This is a genomic window from candidate division WOR-3 bacterium (assembly GCA_011052815.1).
Lineage (GTDB): Bacteria > Hydrothermota > Tepidihabitantia > SM23-42 > SM23-42 > DRIG01.
This window is the reverse complement of sequence record DRIG01000047.1, coordinates 1-16,422: the sequence shown is the minus strand read 5'-3', so window position 1 is coordinate 16,422 and position 16,422 is coordinate 1. Positions and strand designations below refer to the sequence as shown.

The 16,422-nt window shown below is 44.2% G+C and carries 19 protein-coding genes and 1 tRNA gene; 8 read left to right on the top strand and 12 right to left on the bottom strand.

Going from position 1 to position 16,422, the window contains the following annotated elements; all coding sequences use genetic code 11:
- The 5 genes from ENI34_04480 to ENI34_04460 all read right to left on the bottom strand — a co-directional run.
- Positions 1-165 (bottom strand): nucleoside triphosphate pyrophosphohydrolase (locus tag ENI34_04480; protein ID HEC78384.1); only part of this gene is annotated, 165 nt, incomplete at its 3' end.
- 39 nt (positions 166-204) lie between these two features.
- A complete protein-coding gene (locus tag ENI34_04475) occupies positions 205-873 on the bottom strand; it encodes a signal peptidase II (protein HEC78383.1) in 669 nt (222 codons plus the stop codon).
- Positions 870-1,157: a hypothetical protein gene (locus ENI34_04470; GenBank protein ID HEC78382.1), complete on the bottom strand. Its 288-nt coding sequence runs from the start codon at positions 1,155-1,157 to the stop codon at positions 870-872. Before ENI34_04470 ends, ENI34_04475 begins: the two co-directional genes overlap by 4 nt.
- 51 nt (positions 1,158-1,208) lie before the next feature.
- Positions 1,209-3,581, bottom strand: coding sequence for a polysaccharide biosynthesis tyrosine autokinase (locus ENI34_04465; GenBank protein HEC78381.1), 2,373 nt, complete (start codon positions 3,579-3,581; stop codon positions 1,209-1,211).
- Complete coding sequence (locus ENI34_04460) at positions 3,521-4,099, bottom strand: hypothetical protein (GenBank protein ID HEC78380.1); 579 nt, start codon at positions 4,097-4,099, stop codon at positions 3,521-3,523. The genes ENI34_04465 and ENI34_04460 overlap by 61 nt, the downstream gene beginning before the upstream one ends.
- Before the next feature lie 101 nt (positions 4,100-4,200).
- Between ENI34_04460 and ENI34_04455 the strand changes: the two genes are divergently transcribed.
- The gene (locus ENI34_04455) at positions 4,201-5,433 is read left to right on the top strand and encodes a T9SS type A sorting domain-containing protein (GenBank protein HEC78379.1); all 1,233 of its coding nucleotides are present in this window, start codon (positions 4,201-4,203) and stop codon (positions 5,431-5,433) included.
- A 77-nt stretch (positions 5,434-5,510) separates the two neighbouring features.
- Positions 5,511-6,281 carry a hypothetical protein gene (locus ENI34_04450; GenBank protein ID HEC78378.1) on the top strand — a complete coding sequence of 257 codons (771 nt, stop codon included), beginning with the start codon at positions 5,511-5,513 and terminating at the stop codon, positions 6,279-6,281.
- Positions 6,282-6,352: 71 nt separating this feature from the next.
- Here ENI34_04450 and ENI34_04445 read toward each other — a convergent pair whose 3' ends face one another.
- The 6 genes from ENI34_04445 to tatA all read right to left on the bottom strand — a co-directional run bounded on the left by ENI34_04445 (position 6,353) and on the right by tatA (position 10,197).
- Positions 6,353-7,651, bottom strand: coding sequence for a signal recognition particle protein (locus ENI34_04445; protein HEC78377.1), 1,299 nt, complete (start codon positions 7,649-7,651; stop codon positions 6,353-6,355).
- On the bottom strand, positions 7,645-8,286 hold the full coding sequence (gene rpe / locus ENI34_04440; protein HEC78376.1) for a ribulose-phosphate 3-epimerase: 642 nt from the start codon (positions 8,284-8,286) through the stop codon (positions 7,645-7,647). Before rpe ends, ENI34_04445 begins: the two co-directional genes overlap by 7 nt.
- Positions 8,283-8,987, bottom strand: a complete 705-nt coding sequence (locus ENI34_04435) for a PASTA domain-containing protein (GenBank protein HEC78375.1) — start codon at positions 8,985-8,987, stop codon at positions 8,283-8,285. Before ENI34_04435 ends, rpe begins: the two co-directional genes overlap by 4 nt.
- A complete protein-coding gene (locus ENI34_04430) occupies positions 8,984-9,715 on the bottom strand; it encodes a PASTA domain-containing protein (protein ID HEC78374.1) in 732 nt (243 codons plus the stop codon). Before ENI34_04430 ends, ENI34_04435 begins: the two co-directional genes overlap by 4 nt.
- Positions 9,716-9,856: 141 nt before the next feature.
- Positions 9,857-9,945: transfer RNA gene (locus tag ENI34_04425), tRNA-Ser, on the bottom strand.
- Positions 9,946-9,993: 48 nt separating this feature from the next.
- Positions 9,994-10,197: a twin-arginine translocase TatA/TatE family subunit gene (tatA, locus tag ENI34_04420; GenBank protein ID HEC78373.1), complete on the bottom strand. Its 204-nt coding sequence runs from the start codon at positions 10,195-10,197 to the stop codon at positions 9,994-9,996.
- A 111-nt stretch (positions 10,198-10,308) separates the two neighbouring features.
- Here tatA and ENI34_04415 point away from each other — a divergent pair, with 111 nt between their 5' ends.
- The 3 genes from ENI34_04415 to ENI34_04405 are packed head-to-tail and all read left to right on the top strand — an operon-like array spanning position 10,309 to position 12,980.
- A complete protein-coding gene (locus ENI34_04415; protein HEC78372.1) occupies positions 10,309-11,520 on the top strand; it encodes a hypothetical protein in 1,212 nt (403 codons plus the stop codon).
- A gap of 47 nt (positions 11,521-11,567) precedes the next feature.
- On the top strand, positions 11,568-12,434 hold the full coding sequence (locus ENI34_04410; protein ID HEC78371.1) for a GTPase Era: 867 nt from the start codon (positions 11,568-11,570) through the stop codon (positions 12,432-12,434).
- Positions 12,435-12,494: 60 nt separating this feature from the next.
- On the top strand, positions 12,495-12,980 hold the full coding sequence (locus ENI34_04405; GenBank protein HEC78370.1) for a hypothetical protein: 486 nt from the start codon (positions 12,495-12,497) through the stop codon (positions 12,978-12,980).
- A 10-nt stretch (positions 12,981-12,990) separates the two neighbouring features.
- Here ENI34_04405 and ENI34_04400 read toward each other — a convergent pair whose 3' ends face one another.
- Complete coding sequence (locus tag ENI34_04400) at positions 12,991-14,118, bottom strand: aspartate--ammonia ligase (protein HEC78369.1); 1,128 nt, start codon at positions 14,116-14,118, stop codon at positions 12,991-12,993.
- Between the two features lie 107 nt (positions 14,119-14,225).
- Between ENI34_04400 and rfbD the strand changes: the two genes are divergently transcribed.
- From rfbD to ENI34_04385, 3 genes are all read left to right on the top strand, one after another.
- Complete coding sequence (gene rfbD, locus ENI34_04395; protein ID HEC78368.1) at positions 14,226-15,074, top strand: dTDP-4-dehydrorhamnose reductase; 849 nt, start codon at positions 14,226-14,228, stop codon at positions 15,072-15,074.
- A 44-nt stretch (positions 15,075-15,118) separates the two neighbouring features.
- Positions 15,119-16,186 (top strand): glucose-1-phosphate thymidylyltransferase, encoded by a 1,068-nt coding sequence (locus ENI34_04390; GenBank protein ID HEC78367.1) that lies wholly within the window; start codon positions 15,119-15,121, stop codon positions 16,184-16,186.
- 27 nt (positions 16,187-16,213) lie between these two features.
- On the top strand, positions 16,214-16,422 hold a 209-nt coding region (locus ENI34_04385; protein ID HEC78366.1), incomplete at its 3' end, for a dTDP-4-dehydrorhamnose 3,5-epimerase.

Sequence of the window (16,422 nt, the reverse complement as noted above, 5' to 3'; positions counted from 1 at the left end):
CTCTTCTTTGAGTGCATCGGTCTCATCAAGTTCAATCGCCTCGACGAGTTCATAAGCCTCTTCTATTATGTTACTCTTCATGGTCTCAAGGGTCTGTTTTTTATCCCAGGGGCACTTGTTACGTAAAATTGAAATCAGTTCAATAAATCGGTTAATATCCGCCATTAATTTGTATCTGGAAAACAGTCGAGGTAAAAAAAATTATTATCCTGATTCATCCTGCTTCTCTTCGCTCTCCGATTTCTCTTTCTGGAAATCAGTATAAAAATTTTCTTCAAAGTTCAAGCAGCAGAGCAACCTACCGCAGATTCCTGATATTTTACTCGGCGAGACATAAAGTTTTTGGTCCCGTGCCATACGCAGGGATATCGACTTCAATTCTCCTAAAAATGTTCTGCAGCACAAATTTCTTCCACAGGGACCGATGCCGCCGAACAGTTTTGAATAATCACGACTTCCGATCTGTTTTATCACCACCCTCTTGTTCAGTTTCTGGGAGATATAGCGATGCAACTTACGGAATTCAAGCCGCTTCTGCGCTGTAAAATAGAAAATAACCCTCTCTTCATCGAACTGGCAGTGGGCGTGAACCGGCTTCATAGCAAACTTAAACTCTTCAACAGCACGCTTCAGTTCAATCAAACAAAATTCTTCGTATTCATGCAGCTCATTACGTTTTTCAATATCCTGGGGACTCGCCTTTCTGATGATTTTACCGTAGACTTCTTCAATCTCTTCATCCTCTTCTTTAACTACGCGTCCGAGGTCTATCCCTTCTTTACTCTTAATCACCACGATGTCATCATAACTGTACGCGCTGTCGCTCTCGCATACTTCCACTCGAAACGGAGTTATTTCAATCCGATAGTTCATTTCTTCGGGACCAGATATACTTTTTCACCCTTTCTGATCATCCCCAGTTCATCACGCGCATTGGCTTCAAGTACGGTTCCTCTTTTATATTGATGAATTCGGTTTTTCAACACTTCATTTTCAGCTTGCAAAATCAGGATCTGTTTTTTCAAACTCTTTTCTTCATATCGTGCACTGAGATACTTATAAAATCTGCGGCTGAAATAGATTAATGGAATTGTTATTACCGCAATAATAATAATCCAGCGGAACTTCTTTGAAGTCCGCCGTCGATATCTTTTCATCTTTCAGAACATACTCTTGTTGACTTCAACATATCAATTTTCTTCAAAAACTCACTTTGAAGGATAGTAGTAATAATAACGATGGCGATAGTAGTGATGTGTAAGGTCGACACCGTTTAAAACAAAACCGATTATCTTTTCGCCGCTTCGTTCCAGCTCATCCTTAACCTCAAGAACTGCATCACGGTTTGTCTTATTCGCCATCACCACAACCAAAATACCATCCACGATCTTACCGAGTACCCTTGCATCAGCCACCCCAAGTGCCGGTGGAGCATCAAGGATTATAAATTCAAAATCATCCTTTAATCTTTCTATTGTATCCTGCATCTTCTTAGAACCCAGCAGCTCCGCGGGATTCGAGGGAATCGTACCACTGGTGATAAAACTGAGATTTTCCGTAGTGGGTGTCTTGACGATCGCCTCTTTCAACTTAAGCCTGCCCAGGAGAATATCTGAAAGGCCGTGCCTTTTATTTTTGATATATTTTGAAAAATACGTGTGAAGCATCGGCCGTCTGAAATCACAATCAAGTACCACCGTTTTATTTCCCTGTTGAGCCAGGGTAATACCAAGATTAAGGCAGGTCGTCGTTTTCCCTTCCTGGGGTAATGTAGAAGTGATCAGCAACGTCTTAAGGGGCTTTGCTGCAGCGGCGAAAGCCAAATTCGTTCTTAAAATTCTGTACGCCTCAGCGATCTGGGAATGGGGTTCTTCTATGGTGGGGATACACGGATGTTCCTTATCTTTGACCAAAGGAATCGCCGCCAGTACCGACGCACCCGTAAGTTCCTCGATCTCTTTGGAGCTCTTTACCGAGGTATCCAGATATTCAAGAAGAAACGCACTGGCGACACCGATGAATAAACCCAAAAGAAATCCGAGTACGGTATTCTGTTTCGGTTTCGGCGCAACCGGTTTGTCAGGAACCGTCGCCCGGTCGATAATCCGTGCCTCGCTGATCTGCATGGCTTCAGCGATCTTCGATTCTTCAAGTTTTCCCAACAACATCGTGTAAATCTCTTCGTTAGCCATCTTCTGCCGCTCAAGCTGGGCGAGATTCACTTCAGCCTCGGGCAACTGCTTTAAACGGTGGTTGTGTCGATTTATAATATGATTCAAGGCGTCGATGCGACTCTGCAATGCGATCGCACGCGTCTCATTGTTGATGATCTGGGAAATAATGGATTGAAAAATAGGATCGGATACCGAGGGACCGGCGAGGACGATCTGTTTTGTCGCCTTTTGCAGTTCTTCCTCGGTCTGTTTAATCTTATTATCTATTTCGGAAAGCTCTTTGGGGTTCTCTCCGCTCTTCTGAAGCAGCTCCTGACGCTGGATCTCGAGTGATTTAAGTTTTTCCCGCAATGAAATTATTATCGGACTTGTGGATATCGTGGGAAACGAAGCCATCCGTTTATAGGCACCGTAAGAGGCTTCATCTTTTGATAATTCCTGTTCGAGATTCTTTATGGAACTTTCGATTTCATTCAATTCAACGATCGCCTTTTCTTTCTCAACCTCAAACTGTGCCAGAGAAGAAATTATCTCCTTTGCTGATTCGTCAAGCAGAAAAATACCCGTCTTTTCTTTAAATTGACGCAGTTTCTCTTCGGCTTTATTAAGCTCCTCGCCGAAGATGGAAATCTGACTCTCGATAAACTCTTTTGAACCGCGCGCCGCCTCTCTCACGGTGGCGAGGGAATAATTTATGTATTCGTCAACAAGTGTATTGGCGATCGCCGCCGCCAACTCAGGAGACGACGATTTGGCTTTCAGTAATACAAGATAGGTGTTCTTGATTTGACTGGCACTCGTCTTTTTCTGCAACTCTTCGGCACTTTCGTTGATTTCTTTAATAATGATCTTTATGTCGTCGGTTGGTTTCTCTTTTATAAAGAATTTCAGTGAATCAATATCAAAAAGTTCTCCGACTCTGCCGGAGCCGACTATCTCCCCCTTCTTCGTCACCAGGGAGAACCGGCTGTCATTGAATTTTAAACAGTATGTACCCGGCGGAAATTTTTCGGAAACATATACCGAATCAAAAAAGTACTGTTTGTGGTTCTTCACAATAAAATTCAGATTCAACTTCTTGACCACTGAGCGGGCGAGGGTGCGGCTCCTGACGATCTCCAGTTGACTTTCAACAGGATCAACTCTTTGGGGGGTGTAAATCTCCGAAAAGAAAACCGGCTTCGATTCAGAGAGGTCTAACTTGAATTTAATCCTTGCCTCATAGACCTTGGGCAGAACAAAACTCAGGACTAAAGCAGCGACCGTGGCTACACCGACACAGATACCCACCAACCAGCGACGTTCCATCACAACGCCGATGTAATCTTGAAGAGTCGGTTCTTTTTTCATTTTGCCGCGATGTAAATCTGAAGAATCAAAGTACCGAGACTGAAGAGCACGGACCATTCCTGGAACGCCGGCATAAACCGTCGGGGAACAATAACCACATCCCCCGGTCGTAATGCAAGTTGTTCCAGATCTTTACCGCTCTTGAAAATCTTTTCAAAATTGATCTTTCGCTCCATTCCGAAATTGAGGATACGTATCCCGCTTAGGGAACCGCGCTCTGTGGGTCCTCCTGCCTGCGCAAGCAGATTCGCCAAATTATCTTCGCTCTTTACATAATAGAATCCCGGTACTTTAACTTCTCCGAATATATTAATTCTATAATAAAAATTTATGTCAACATAGATGTCTGTATAATAATTTCTGAAGTCATTTATAAGTTGATTGTGCAGGGAATCAAGTGCGATTCCTTTTATCGAAAACTTCCCGAGGAGCGGGATGGTCAAACTGGTATCACTATCAACATAATACCAGCCACTCAAATCTTTCTGGCGCCAGATTTTAATTTCAACCGCATCATTGGGGAGAAGGTATACATCGTTCACCGAAAGAATAAATAAACTTATTAATGCCATCATGAAGTTAAATTATATATAAAAAGATAATTATGTCAAGTTTTTAAAATAAAAGATGCGATCATAATTGACAACTTACAGGGACTTTTATATAATGATATGTGATGATTATGAAGACTCTGTGGAAAAGAAATTGGAAATATCTGTTATTGCTACTGATCTCTCTGGGATTAGGGTTTTTGATTATCAGCCAGATGGTTTATCAAAAAAGAACCTCCTCTCACAATTGTCGATTCTGGGGAATAATCTTTTCAACATCAGAAGACCGCCCCGACACAATAATAAGAGTACATCTTGATTCCCTCCAGAAACTTGGTAATAACAATCCTGACGGCTGGGGCATCGCTTATTTTAGGACACCGGACACAGAAACACTCTTGCCGATTGTTGTTCGTGCCGAACCGAGTGCACCGACAGATCCCAGATATAACCTTGCCGTGGAAGACGTGATCCATTACGTTGAAAAAAGCTGCATCGCCCATGTCCGCAGCGGCACAAGCGGTCCGACCAGCGGTATCCCCAATCCCCATCCTTTCCTGAGAATGGGCGTGTGTCGAAACATCAAAATACTCTTCGCCCATAACGGCACACTTCCGACACAGATTCTACTCGAACTCATCAATCAAATCAATCCCTCTTATTTACGCCTCAACCCGCCTGACTATGCGCCGGATTATCTTGATTCGGATCTATACGCGATATTCATCATCGAAATAATCGACACCTACTTGAATAATACAATTGAAGAGTGCATAAAAACAGCAATAACAAAACTGGATTCGGCGCTCTCCGCCAACGCCAGCTCAGGCCAGTTCAATTTTGTTATGTCTGACGGCTCAACCCTCTGGGCGGTACGTTTTTCGAAAAATCCGGCAGAAGGATTTTCTCTTTATTATTATCCCGGTAAAATCAACTCAAATTTCTGGGTGGCGGCATCCGAGCCCCTCGACAGTTCTACTTTGAACTGGGTGGTTGTTCCGGAATCCATGCTTGTCGTACTCAATCCCGGCAATGCTCCTGAATTGATGCCTCTGTTTGAACCTGCAGTTTTACCGACAATGAACCAGGGCATCCACTACATCGTTCCGAATCCCTTTGCCGACCGAACAAGTATCGGTTATCACCTCCAGAACAACGGTTCCATCTCTGAATTGCGTATCTATGATATAAACGGAAGATTGATCCGAACTCTTTATAAATCTGCAGGGACCAACTTCGACACGATCATCTGGGACGGCAGGGACCGGCATGGTCGAAAAGTTCCGCCGGGACTATATTTCCCATATCTGAAGGTCGGAGATGCTACATATACGATGAAAGCGGTGATCGTCAGATAATCGGGGATTATTCCTTGACAAAATAGTTATTTTTGTTATAATTCACTATAGTCACGGAAAGACTAAAAGGAGGTTTTATGAAAAAACGATTGTTTGTTTTCGGACTGTCGCTGCTGGTTGTGGTATGGCTGACTGGATGCGGTGACAAGGTTGACCAGGATGAACTGCGTGAAGCCGAAAATCTGGTGAACGGAGTTAATATGATGGCGATGATGACCAATGTCGATGCATACAGCGGCTTGAACGCCAGCGGTTCACTTGATGCCCCTCCATATTGGGAAGGACCCGACACCTTCAGTGTGCCGGATGAGTGGGTGAGTGAGTTGTTCTATAAATGGATTCTTGTAAAGTTCCCGATCGACAGTATGGGCACGACCATTGATTCTGCAAGCCTCTATCTTATGTTCACCCCGGATATCTGGGATTCTCTGTACCAGGACAGCACACCGACAGCAATGGAGATCGGAATCCTTGCAGATACCCGTGATATCTGGTTCCACACAATCGTGGAGATCCCTGATACCGAAAGTGTCAACGGTTCGATGAAATGGAACTGGGATGAAACGTGGTATAAATATGAATACGACGTAAGCCAGATTACTGAAGCGGGAAAGATTGATATTACAACGTCTTCTGATATCGGGCTCGCCGCACACTTCCTGTTTGACGATGAGGGAGCAGGTACGACCGAAGATAATTATGCCGAATGGAATAATACAATATTCGTAAAATATGAGTTTTTCGCGGAACCAGACCCTGAAGGCTATGACGGCTACTATATACTGCTGAGTGAGGCATGGAAAGTAAAACACTACTTTGTTCTGGCAAAAGAACCACCGACATTCTGATTTTATTGTCAAATTGACATAAAAAGGGGAGAGTGTTTATACTCTCCCCTTTTATTTTTTAATAATTTAAATCAAATTCTAAAAGGCAGTCTGCCGGGCGGTCCGCCCCTGCCCATCTTTTTCAGCATATCGCGGGCGAGCTTGAACTGCTTCAAGAGTTGATTCACATCCTGCATTGTCGTACCGCTGCCCGCCGCGATTCTTCTTTTTCGTGAACCGTTGATAATGTCGGGTTTGAGCCTCTCTTTTTTTGTCATTGAGTTTATAATGGCTTCAATCTTCTTCATTTCATCTTCATTGACATCACTCTCTTTTACACCGGGAATCATAGCGGCGAGTTTTGACAGGGGTCCTAATTTCTTGACTGCTTTCAATTGTTCAAGGAAATCTTCAAAATTCAGTTCTCCTTTTACGAGCTTTTTACGCATCTGTTTTCCGTCGATCTCCTTCTCAATAACCTTCACTTTCTCTACAAGGCTCACCAGATCTCCCATACCCATAATGCGCTGCGCCATCCGATCCGGATAAAAAACCTCGAGGCCTTCCAGGGTTTCTCCAACACCGATGAAGAATATGGGTACATCAGCGGCACGGGTGATGGAAAGGGCGGCACCTCCACGGGCGTCTCCGTCCATCTTTGTAAGAACGGCTCCTTCCAGACCGACTTCCTTTTTAAAGGTCATCGCCTGGGTTACTGCATCCTGACCGCTCATACCGTCGGCGACGAGCAGCCGATAATCAGGTTTTACAACTTTATCAATCTCCCTGAGTTCATCTATCAATTCATTATTGATATGAAGTCTTCCTGCCGTATCAATAATAACGATTCCGTACCCTCTATCCAGAGCCGCCGCCTTCGCCTGTTTTACGGTGGCAACCGCACTCTCTTTATTCAACGGAAACACCGGAATCTCAACCCTCTTCGCCAATGATGCAAGCTGTTCATAGGCAGCCGGTCTCTTCACATCCGCCGGCACGAGCAGGGGTTTTTTCGACTTGAATCTGAAAGCGAGTTTTACGGCGGTTGTGGTCTTTCCGACCCCCTGAAGTCCGATGAGAATAATAACAAGAGGTCCGTTTTTTTTAAAAGTAATGGTGCGGGAAGACTCTCCCAGCAGTAAAGTGAGTTCCTCGTAGACCGCTTTAACAACGGCATCCCCGGGTTTTAAACTTCTCACAAGTTCAAGGCTCTCACATTTTGTCCTCAATTCTTCAATGAACTCTTTTACTATTCTATAATTTACATCCGCTTCAAGAAGCACGATTCTAATCTCTTTAAGAATCGCTTCCAGTTCTGTCTTTGTAATCCTGCCGTACCCCAGGATCTTTCTTCTTACTTTCTGAAAACGATCGATCAAGTTTTCTAACATCTTAAATTCTCGATTGCTTTTTTATAATCGCTTTTTTTAAAAATACCGGCACCGGCTACAATGATATCTGCACCCGCTTGTCTGACGATACGGCAGTTCGTATCGTTTATGCCGCCGTCCACTTCAAGAATGCACTCCAGTCGCTGTTTTTCTATCCAGTTGCGTATCTCTTTTATCTTGTCGACGACTTCACTCAGAAACTTCTGACCGCAAAAACCGGGGTGAACGGTCATAACCAGAAGATAGTCGAGCCTTTCGACGAATTTCTTGATATTCTCAAAGGGAGTCTCCGGGTTCAATGCAATACCGACTTTTATGTCCTGTTCTTTGATATATTGAATACAATATTCCGGCTTTTCCGTCGCCTCGACATGGAAAGACAGCCAATCAACGCCTGCTTTGATGTATTGATCAAGGTATCTTTCCGGGTTAACAATCATAAGGTGGGCGTCGAGTTCCAGAGATGAGATCCTGTTGATTGCTTCGACGATCATGGGTCCGAATGTAAGATTGGGGACAAAGACACCGTCCATCACATCCAGATGGAGTAAATCGGCACCGGCTTTTTCAACCGCAGCTATCTCTTCGTGAAAACGTGAAAAGTCCGCGGCAATGATTGAAGGAGCGACTTTCACTTGATGACCATTAAACTGACGGTATCGCCGGGTTCGACGATCTGCTCTGGAGCGGGATTCTGGACGATAATACTCCCCTTGTCACCGCTCCCTTCAACTTCTTCAACCCGTCCGATTATCAACCCCAGTTTTTCTAAAATGATTTTCGCGTCATCTATGTTTTTACCGGAAAGATTAGGCATCTTCAGAACAGGACCTTTGCTGATGATCAACTTTATGGTATCTCCCTTCTTCAACTCGACCTCTGCATCAGGAACCGTCCTGATGATCTTATTCCTCGGAATTGTATCGGAAAAGATAAATTCAATAGAGTCGAGATGGAATCCGAGTCGCTTTATTATCATCTTTCCTTTATCAATATCAATTCCCGTAAGATACGGTACTTTTATGCTTTCCGGTCCCAGGCTTACCGTAAGATTTATTATTCTCCCCTTTTTCACCTTTGTTTTGGGCAGCGGTTCTTGAATAATGACTTTACCCTCCTCGATGATCGGATCGAATCTACGTTCGGTAACCACGCCTTCCAGTCCCTTTTTTTTCAGTTCGGCAACAGCAGAGTCGAGCGCCATCTGGAGCACGTCAGGGACTTCTATCTCCCTGCCTTTATGAACGACCGACGGCATTATCACAAAATTGGCGATTATTACACCGAGGATGAAAAACGACAGGATTGTAATGAGATAAATGAATAATTTTTTCATTCAAGAACAGTGGCGACGACAAGATTTATCGCACTTCCTTTCTTCGCCATTCTTCCCGCCCCCGGACTCTGACGCATTACAATCCCCACATTATAATCGATGCTCACCTCCCAGGATACGTTTCCGACTTTAAAACCGTTGTTTTCAATAAGCCGTTTTGCCGTGGAAAGGGATTTGCCGATCAAACGGGGAACTTTAACGAGTTCAACCCCGCGGCTCAACACCACGGAAATCACATCTCCTTTTTTTACCCGGGAACCAGCAGGTGGAATGGTGGAGATTATCTTATCTTTATCGACTTCACTGTTCTCTTCACTCTTCACCTCTCCGACCTTCAACCCCATCTCCGACAATTTAACCGTCGCCTCGCTCAATCCCTGGCCTTTGAAATCCGGCAGCACCAGTTTTCCTGAACCTTTGGAGATAAAGACCGTTACGGTCGTCTTTCTGCCGACCATTGAACCGGGAAGCGGTGTCTGACGACAGATGAGATTTTCTCCGATCTTTTCATCTTCTTCTTCTCCTCCGACGACCAGTAACAAGCCTCTTGTCTCTGTTATCACACGTGCCTGCTCAGTGGTCGAACCGAGTAAATCAGGCACGACTATATCACCGGATGGTTTTGTCAGAGGCATTATCACAAAGAAAAAGAGAACACAAACTATAATCGAGGTAAAAAGAGAAACTATAAAAGAGACTACAAAAATTTTAGCGCCGTTATAATACATAATTCTCCTTTCTTAATGAGCGGTGCTCAACCGATCCCGCACCTTGTTCGATAAATGTATATGGATACGCCGATTGGATTTCTTTAAGTTCCACAGAAAAGATACGTACTGCGTCTACAATAAGCCAGATAAGGGGCGGGACGGAGAGGGTGGGATTTGAACCCACGATCCCGATTTCTCGGGATACACGATTTCCAATCGTGCTCCTTAGGCCACTCGGACACCTCTCCAAATGGCTTCCAGTAAATAGTTTATCGTCTGTTCTGCCTGTTGACAATCTATTTGTCTTCCTTCTTTTCATCATCCTTCTTGCTCTTCTCTTTTATCTCTTCGTCTGAAGATTCAATTTCATGAAGACCTTTTTTGAATTCCCTGATTCCTTTACCGAGACTTTTAGCGAGATCCGGAATTTTCTTCGCACCGAATAATAAAAGAGCAATAAGCAAAATCAATAAAATCTCTTGCCAGCCGATATTCATTATTCCTCCTTCGAAATTATATTAAAAATTAGAAAAATGTCAACACTACCTGGCTTTTAGGTATTGACAATAAAAATATTATGATTATAATACACAAAAACAAAAGGAGGCGCAGTGACTAATTTACATTTTAACTACAAGGATGTATTCAGAGCTGGAAGGCTCGGCTTCAGTGCCAAGAAAATATGGGTGACATTCGTCGGTTTTCTCATTGCCTTTATCGGCTACAGTATCTTGGCATATTTATCATTCATTGCGGGAGGTATAGAAATCAGTGAAATTTGGGAAACATTTCGTGTCGTTCCAATGTATCCTGCTGGACTACCGTGGTATTCCTGGGTGATCTGGATCGTCGGACTGTTGTGGTGGCTCTGTGTCACTTTGCTGAGCGGCGTTGCGGTCTCCAAAATAACCTATGAACAGCTCAAGGGTGATGATTTCTATGAAATAAAAGAGGCGATCAAATTCGCATTAAAGAACGGTAAATCCGCCATCCTCGCTCCTTTTGTCCTCATCATATCCATAATCATCCTTATTGCCCTGGGTTTGATACTCGGACTTATCACCCTGATACCGTATGCCGGTCAATTGATCCTTGCGTTGATGGCGATTCCGGCGTTCGCCGCATCGATGTTCATCATCTATCTTACTATCGTGACACTGGTTTGTCTGAATATCGGTCCGGCGATCGTAGGAGAAACCGCCAACGATACCTTTGATACACTGTTTGAATCCTTCTCCGTGATAAATGATCAACCATGGAGATTCATCTTTTATGAGATTCTCTTGAAGGCGATCGTGATCGCCGGAGTATTCATCCTCGGTTTCTTCGCCGCCAAAGCGATCTTCCTGGGCCAGGATATCCTCGGCGTTTTCGTCTCCGCGGATAAACTGGATAATCTTCTAACAAACGCCGCCTATTACGTGAAGGTCACTCTTCCAGCCATATATCCTGATTCGATCCAGAATTTCTTCATCGATTATCTCGACTCGATCGGTATGCTCAATCTTCTCTTCCCCCCTGATTATATTCCCGCATTTGAAACCTGGGCAGGTGCAATATCGTCGTTTATCCTGGGACTCACCTATTATCTGATCGTCCTATTTGTTATGTCCTACGGCGGTGCGATATTCTGGTCGGGCAACACCCTTATCTTCACGGTACTCGTGAAGAAAAAGGACGACAAGAACCTTCTTGAGATGAAAGAAGAAACGATAGAAGAACCTGCGGTTGAGCAGACAAAAGAAGAGCTCGAAGAAAAAGATAAAGAAGAGAAAAAAACAAAACGAGCCAGAAAGAAGAAGGAAAAGAGTACTGAAGAATAAAATATTGAAGTTATTTGAAAGGGGGTGCTGAGCACCCCCTTCTTGCTATGAAGTCAGGTTATATTTCTATCATCGGTAAACCGAATGTCGGTAAGTCGACATTGCTCAATCGACTGCTGCAAACAAAGCTGTCTATTGTCAGTCCCAAACCCCAGACGACGAGGCATCGAATCCTGGGTATCCTGACCGAAGATGAGTACCAATGCTGTTTCCTTGATACGCCGGGATTGATAAAACCGCATTACCTTCTGCAGGAAATGCTGGTCAAACAGATTAAACGCTCCTTGGAAGACGCCGATGAAGTATTATGGATGACAGATCCCTGGTTCAAAGAAAAAGAACTTCCCCTTGAATTCAAAAAGGTTTTCAACAAAAAACCCACCATAGCCGTCATAAATAAGATCGACCTCGTTTCCAAAGATGAATTGTTGCCGATTATGAATACGATAAAGAAATCCGCGGTCAAAGAAATAATTCCCGTCTCTGCATTGAACGGTGATGGTATCGAGGAATTGAAAAAAGCGATCTTTAAATACCTGCCAGAAGGACCTTTTCTTTATCCCGCAGAGGATCTCTCCGACGCACCCGAAAGATTTTTTGTGGCGGAATTGATCAGAGAAAGACTCTTTGAGTTTTTTAAAAAAGAAATTCCTTATTCAACGTGTGTATTGATCGATGAATTTAAAGAACGAGACAAAGGAAAAGATTATATCCGTGCCGTGATCTATGTCGAAAGAAAATCACAAAAAGGTATCATCATTGGGAAGAACGGCGCGGCGTTGAAGAAGATCGGAGAAGAAGCAAGAAAAAAGATAGAAGATTTTCTGGGTAGAGAAGTCTATCTCGAACTATGGGTGAAAGTGAAAGAAAAGTGGCGCAAGGACAAAAAATTTCTGAAGGAGATAGGTTATTGAAGCAGACAACCTTTAAACCAATCCACGACGGATAATAATAAGTATCAAAAGGAGGAATCCATGGATATAAAAAAGATCAAAATCGAACCCCTTGAGGGAGTTAATGTAATTTGCGGTTACACCCATTTTATAAAGAGTGCCGAGGATCTGTATGAGGCACTGGTGAATGCACATTCCAGCATAAAGTTCGGTCTCGCCTTTTGTGAGGCATCCCAGGAATGTCTTGTTCGGTATGAAGGAAACGATGAAGAGTTGACCACGCGGGCGAAAGATTATGCGTACAAAATCGGTGCCGGCCATTTCTTTATAATCTTCATCAAGAATGCGTTTCCGATCAATGTTCTGGACCGCATAAAAGCCTGTCCTGAAGTCGTAAGAATCTTCTGTGCCACGGCGAATCCTCTTGAAATACTCGTGGTCGAAGACGAACAGGGTAAAGGCGTCATCGGCGTGATCGACGGCTATGCATCAAAGGGAATTGAAGACGAAACCGCCCGCGCCGCACGTTATAAGTTTTTAAGAAATATCGGTTATAAACTCGGTTAGCCGCGAAATTTTATTCAAGCACAAATATATTCCGTTTTGCACACATCTCCTTGAGCACCTTGGGCCAGACCGTCACACTCACCTCACCTAAGTGTGCGGTGCGCAGAAGATACATATATGTGCGTGACTGTCCGATACCACCACCGATGCTCAACGGAATTTCGTCGTTCATAATCGCCTGATGATAGGGCAGTTTCAGATTTTCCATCTGTCCGGCCATCTCCAGCTGCTTGACCAGCGTATCTTTGGTCACTCTGATTCCCATTGAAGTCAATTCATGACGACGCCTTGTCACAGGATTCCAGACAAGGATATCACCGTTGAGACCATGGGTCGGTTTCCCGGTTTCCGATTGAGTATCAGTAATCCAATCATCATAGTCCGCCGCCCTCATTTCATGGGGATAACCGTCTTTCAATGTATACCCCACACCGATGATAAAGATCGCAGGGTACTTCTGCAGCACTTTGGTCTCCCGCTGTTTTCGAGGCAGATCAGGATACATATCAAGAATCTCCTCGGCGTGAAGGAATGTAAGCTCTTCGGGAAAGTCAGGATATTTATCGGTCTTGAGTTGCGGAAACAGCTCCTGGACATGTTTGCCGGCACCGTAGATCACCTTCCAGATCTTTTTGACGATATCTTTCAGAAATTTCAGGTTGCGCTCTTCCATTGTCATCACCCGTTCCCAATCCCATTGGTCAACATAAGAACTGTGGTCATGGTCCAGAAAATAGTCTTTCCGCACGGCGCGCATATCCGTACAAATTCCTTCATCGACCTTACAGTCGAACTGTTTGAGGGCGGGTCGCTTCCACTTGGTAGCTGCCTGGACGATCTGAGCACGAATGGGTTTTTCCAATCCCAATCCACAATTAAATTCTATAGGCGTACGTGAACCGTCACGGTCGAGCATGTCATTCACTCCGCTTTCAGCACTAACAATCAGCGGAACCTGAACCATAAAGAGATTGAGTTCCTTACAGAGGTTCTCTTCAATATATTTTTTCACCTCAAAGAGGGCATGCATCCTCTCTTTCGGCGGAAGGAGCGGCTCATAATCATTGGGAAGAATCTTCTCCACTTCCTCATATGTGGATACACCAGGTCCAGCAAGATCTGCCTTTTTATCGTACATATCCAACCTCCTTTCGAATATCGAAATCTATTATCTCCAAAATCACCAAAAAGTCAATAGCCGATACGGTGTATTGACAAACCGATAAGATGGAGATATAATCGACCGTGAAGGTCTTTATCAGCGGTGCACACGGAGCCCTGGGTACGGAAATGCAGAATGTACTCAAGCGGGAAGGTATTAATTTTCTCGCCACCGACCTCAATCAGCTCGACGTCGGCAATTTCAAGAAGACGAATGAAACCCTTTTAAAATACCGGCCTGATGTGATTCTCCATTTCGCCGCAATAAGCAATGTCGACGAGTGTGAAAAGAACAAAGACCTGGCATTTCAAACCAATGCCCTCAGCACCTTAGGACTTGCGGTAATCAGTAAAAAGATCAACGCCAAAATACTCTATGTGAGCACAAATTTCGTCTTCGACGGCAGGGCGGAAAAGGCATATTCTGAGTACAGCCGAACCGCACCGATAAATGAATACGGCAGGACGAAACTGCTCGGTGAAAATTACATAAAGGATCTGTGTGACCGTTATTTCATTGTTCGGACCGCCTGGCTCTTCGGTAAGAATTCAAAAACATTCATCTCGAAATTCATTGTATCCGAAGATAAACCCAGGTCCATAGACGTGATCTGTGACCAATTCGGTTCTTTCACCTATACGGTTGACCTGGCAGAGACCATCTGGCTGCTGATAAAGTCGGAAAATTACGGTGTTTATCACATTGTAAACAGGGATATGGGTTCCTGGCTCGATTTCGCCCTGAAAGCAAAAGAGCTGATGAAATTCAAGACCGACATCAAACCGATAAAGACCGAAGAATTGAATCTGCCCGCCCCCCGTCCCCGATTCGCACCGCTGGAATCAAAGAATTTCGAATTCTTTTTTGAAAAGAGCATGCGCACCTGGCAGGAAGCACTCATTGCATTCATAAAGTCGATAACAACAAAGTGAATACCTGGTTGACTTTTACTCCATAATTATTATAATTCCCCGTTATGAAAGGGCTTATTCTTGCCGGCGGTTTCGGCACCCGTCTCAGACCCCTGACCTTCACCGGTGCCAAACAGCTTATTCCGGTCGCCAATAAACCGATAATCTTCTACGGCATCGAGGCGCTGTCAAAAGCAGGGATTGAAGAACTGGGCATCGTCGTCGGTGACACAGCAGAAGAGATAAAGGCGGTTGTCGGAAACGGAGAAAACTGGGGTATCAAAATCTCCTACATCCGCCAGGAAGCACCTCTGGGACTCGCCCACGCCATAAAAATATCAAAAGATTTTCTCGGAGATGAATCATTCATTATGTATCTCGGTGATAACATTCTTAAAGAAGGAATAGAAGATTTCGTCGCACAATTCAACGAGAATAAACCCAATGCCCTGATTCTATTGACTGAGGTCTCCAACCCTCAGGAATTCGGGGTCGCGGTGATTGACGAAAGGGGCGGGGTGAAGAAATTAGTCGAGAAGCCGAAAGAACCGCCGTCGAATCTTGCACTGGTCGGAGTCTATCTCTTTGATAAAAAAATATTTACGGCCGTTGAAAATATCAAACCGTCCTGGAGAAACGAATTGGAGATCACCGATGCGATCCAGTGGCTTCTGGATAACAACTTAAAAGTGGAATCGCATAAAGTAAAAGGCTGGTGGAAAGACACGGGTAAACCCGACGACATCATCGAAGCGAATTTACTGGTCCTTGAAGGGATTGAAACTTCTCTTCAGGGAACCAACACCGGCTCTACCATAAACGGCAGGGTCAGAACCGGTGAAAATACAATTATTGAAAAGAGTGTTATCAGAGGGCCCGTTGTCGTGGGAAAGAACACAAAGATAATCCATTCCTATATCGGCCCTTTTTCATCGATCGGAGATGATGTCCTTATTGAAAACTCGGAGATTGAATGCAGCGTGATTATGTCCGGCGCGAAAATCACCAATGTGGAAAAGAGAATCGACCGTTCAATAGTAGGGAAAAACGTGGTCATAAATGTAAGCAACTACTCACCAAGAACCCATAAGTTCATCCTCGGGGATCAGAGTTATGTGGAAATCGTCAAATGAGTATGAATAATAATAAGGAGGAAATAATTGACGGATAAACAATTAATAGATGGGGTTTCAATCAAAAATTTAAGGGTGATTCCGGATGAGCGCGGCAGACTGATGGAGATCCTGCGTTCTGACGACGAACAATTTTCAAAATTCGGCCAGGTGTACATCACCACTGCTTATCCCGGGGTTGTAAAAGCCTGGCATTATCATAAATTACAGGACGACAATATGACCGTCATCAAAGG

What these genes read in the sequence shown, in the direction of transcription:
- ENI34_04475 (HEC78383.1), bottom strand. Translation starts at nt 873, where the DNA reads ATGAACTATCGGATTGAAATAACTCCGTTTCGAGTGGAAGTATGCGAG.
- ENI34_04470 (HEC78382.1), bottom strand. Translation starts at nt 1,157, where the DNA reads ATGAAAAGATATCGACGGCGGACTTCAAAGAAGTTCCGCTGGATTATT.
- ENI34_04465 (HEC78381.1), bottom strand. Translation starts at nt 3,581, where the DNA reads ATGGTCCGTGCTCTTCAGTCTCGGTACTTTGATTCTTCAGATTTACAT.
- ENI34_04460 (HEC78380.1), bottom strand. Translation starts at nt 4,099, where the DNA reads ATGATGGCATTAATAAGTTTATTTATTCTTTCGGTGAACGATGTATAC.
- ENI34_04455 (HEC78379.1), top strand. Translation starts at nt 4,201, where the DNA reads ATGATTATGAAGACTCTGTGGAAAAGAAATTGGAAATATCTGTTATTG.
- ENI34_04450 (HEC78378.1), top strand. Translation starts at nt 5,511, where the DNA reads ATGAAAAAACGATTGTTTGTTTTCGGACTGTCGCTGCTGGTTGTGGTA.
- ENI34_04445 (HEC78377.1), bottom strand. Translation starts at nt 7,651, where the DNA reads ATGTTAGAAAACTTGATCGATCGTTTTCAGAAAGTAAGAAGAAAGATC.
- ENI34_04435 (HEC78375.1), bottom strand. Translation starts at nt 8,987, where the DNA reads ATGAAAAAATTATTCATTTATCTCATTACAATCCTGTCGTTTTTCATC.
- ENI34_04430 (HEC78374.1), bottom strand. Translation starts at nt 9,715, where the DNA reads ATGTATTATAACGGCGCTAAAATTTTTGTAGTCTCTTTTATAGTTTCT.
- ENI34_04410 (HEC78371.1), top strand. Translation starts at nt 11,568, where the DNA reads ATGAAGTCAGGTTATATTTCTATCATCGGTAAACCGAATGTCGGTAAG.
- ENI34_04405 (HEC78370.1), top strand. Translation starts at nt 12,495, where the DNA reads ATGGATATAAAAAAGATCAAAATCGAACCCCTTGAGGGAGTTAATGTA.
- ENI34_04400 (HEC78369.1), bottom strand. Translation starts at nt 14,118, where the DNA reads ATGTACGATAAAAAGGCAGATCTTGCTGGACCTGGTGTATCCACATAT.
- ENI34_04390 (HEC78367.1), top strand. Translation starts at nt 15,119, where the DNA reads ATGAAAGGGCTTATTCTTGCCGGCGGTTTCGGCACCCGTCTCAGACCC.